3 protein-coding genes are annotated in these 2,467 nt (G+C 24.0%); 2 read left to right on the top strand and 1 reads right to left on the bottom strand.

Features of this window, described 5'->3' with window-relative positions; genetic code table 11:
* Positions 1 to 188 precede the first annotated feature (188 nt).
* Positions 189 to 1,271: a DUF6076 domain-containing protein gene (locus ACWI69_RS12055; protein WP_448822079.1), complete on the bottom strand. Its 1,083-nt coding sequence runs from the start codon at positions 1,269 to 1,271 to the stop codon at positions 189 to 191.
* Between the two features lie 77 nt (positions 1,272 to 1,348).
* On the opposite strand from ACWI69_RS12055, the gene ACWI69_RS12050 reads away from it, so the two are divergent.
* Together ACWI69_RS12050 and ACWI69_RS12045 are read left to right on the top strand one after the other, a co-directional pair.
* Complete coding sequence (locus tag ACWI69_RS12050) at positions 1,349 to 1,549, top strand: helix-turn-helix domain-containing protein (protein WP_448822078.1); 201 nt, start codon at positions 1,349 to 1,351, stop codon at positions 1,547 to 1,549.
* 133 nt (positions 1,550 to 1,682) lie between these two features.
* Positions 1,683 to 2,450, top strand: coding sequence for a replication initiator protein A (locus ACWI69_RS12045; protein WP_448822077.1), 768 nt, complete (start codon positions 1,683 to 1,685; stop codon positions 2,448 to 2,450).
* The last annotated feature ends 17 nt before the right edge of the window (positions 2,451 to 2,467 follow it).

Raw genomic sequence — 2,467 nt, 5'->3', positions numbered from 1 at the left:
TAGAAACAACACATATTAATCAGCTAAAGACAATATTCAAAATATGTGAGAAAATAAATGGACAATTTATTATACCAATATTAAAAGAAAGAATTAAGGAAATAGGTGAAGAAGAAATAAAAAAATATACAATATTGGAACTTAGCCAAAAAGAAAAATTGTTTAAAATATAAAAAAAGCCACTTTAGTTAGTGGCTTTTTCTTAACCATGTACTATCAATCCATTCCTCGAATTTCTTTCCAGTAATTTCACCTTTTTCATATTTATCTTTCATTATAGCTCCTTCTTTTTTATAGTATTCATACATTTCTGCAGCTTTGGATTTAGAACCAGGTTTAGTTTTTGAAACAAGTCCAGCAAGTGTTTGATATCGAGTTCTCCATTTTTTTAAAAGTCTATCATTTTCTAACTTCTCAGCATAAGCTTTTTGAACACCAATTTCTTTACAAGTTTTTTTACCACTAAATACAGAATCACAATATTTGGTATCGTGAGCAGTTGTAGGTATAAAATACTTTTTACAATTCTCACATTGTTGTATAATTATATCTTTTTTTATATAAGCAAATTCTCTAAAACTTATAAATAAAATATCGTAAAAGTATTTAGAAGAAAAGCTATATGGAATATTTTCTATAATAAAGTTTCTATTTTTATCTGTAAAAAATGTTCTTAAATTAAAATTGATATTTAAAAATAAAGTAGTTGTAGCAATATTTGAAAGTGAAGTGTGATAGGTTTCTGTTTTGCTAGATTCTTTTATCATAGATTTCTTTAATTTATTCTCTTTACTTTGAGAAGTTATTTCTTTAGCAAGAAAATCAAAATATTTAAAGTTAGCAACAGCTGTATATAGTTTTTGATAGTATATTAAAGTATCTTTAAATTTTGTATACATTTCATTAAAATAATAATCTATTTCTTCATCAGATAGAATAATATCATAAGAAACTTTAGTTATATCTGTAGGTAATATATCATCACCATGTATTTCACTTTCTAAATGAATTCTATTATTTATTAAAGTCAATAAATTAACATATAAGTATTCAAATATAAAGTCTTTACAAGTTTCCTTTTTCTTAAAATCTGTGTTTAAGAAAGCTAAAAGGAATGTACCTAAATTTTCAGGACTAGGCTTTTTCTTTTCAAAGATATAATATGGTTTAGTTTTACCTTTAGCAAGTTCACCTTTATATTCTTCCTTTTTATATTTTATAAAATATTCTTGAAAACCTTTTAAATCAAAAGCAATTTCTAATTCTTTCATAAACTACTCCTTATATACAATTAAAATTATAATTAGTAATTGTAATCCAAACAATTACTAGAAAGGTAGGTGAGTATATGGAACTTGAGAAAGTAACGAGAACAACTCTAACAATGAAAGAGACAGCAGAGTATTTAGGAGTATCATACTGGTTAGTTACACAGCTAGTAAAGAGAAAGAAAATACCATGCTCACGAGTTGGAGGAAAAGTATTATTTAGAAAAGAAGCACTAGATAATTACTTACAAAAACAAGAAGAAGCTTCTATAAATTCTTAAGTTTGGAGGAATTAAAATGGTTTACAAAGCTATTTCAAAAATAAATAAAAAGTGTGGGAGAGTTAGAAATAGCAAAAAGCCATAAAAGGGATAACAATAATTTAAGATTGTTATCCATTTTAAAATATAAGGTATGAATAGATTTTTTAAACTATATAAATTTTTGTTCGAAGATAATAAATATAAAGATATAGGACTAAATTCAAAAGTAGCATATTGTGTTTATAGAGATTTGATACAACAAAATAGAAATGTGAAGAAAGATAAAGATGGAAAAGTATATATAGAAAATCCAAGAAAATATTTAATGAATACTTTAAATGTATCTATAAATACAGTTACTAAAATTCATAAAGAATTAAATAGAGTAGGACTAATAAAAGATGTTTGGGATGATGTAGAAAAGCCTAATATAGTGTATATCAATTATTGTGAAATTCCTAAGCCACAAGTAATTAACAAAACTTATGAATCGGTAAAAGTAGAAAAAAAGAAAGAAGAAATAAAGCCAGTAGAAGTAAAAAAAGAGCCAATAATAGTACCAGAAATAAAAGAAGAACTAGTAGAAAAAATTACAGATAAAGATTTAGAAGATGCACAAAAAGTACTAAAAGAATATAAAGTAGGTAAAATAGATTTAGAAGCAAGTAAAATATTAAAAAGTATAAAGTTATATTTATATAAAGCAAAGGAAGAAGAATTAATTAAAATAGCAATAAGAATATTAGTAAAAAAGAAAAGAGAAGAAAATAGATTAGAATTATTGAAAAAGATAACTACATATGAAGTGTCTTATGCATTAGAAAGATGTAAAAATAGTGTAAGAAATGAGGAACTTGTTATAAATAAACTGATTAAATATATTGAAACAAAGATAGAAGATTCTAATTACTGGAATTAGCATAAGAGTAAAGTTTC

This window comes from Cetobacterium sp. (assembly GCF_977044495.1).
Note: the sequence above shows the minus strand (reverse complement) of the source record. Positions and strands in the feature narration are given on the sequence as shown.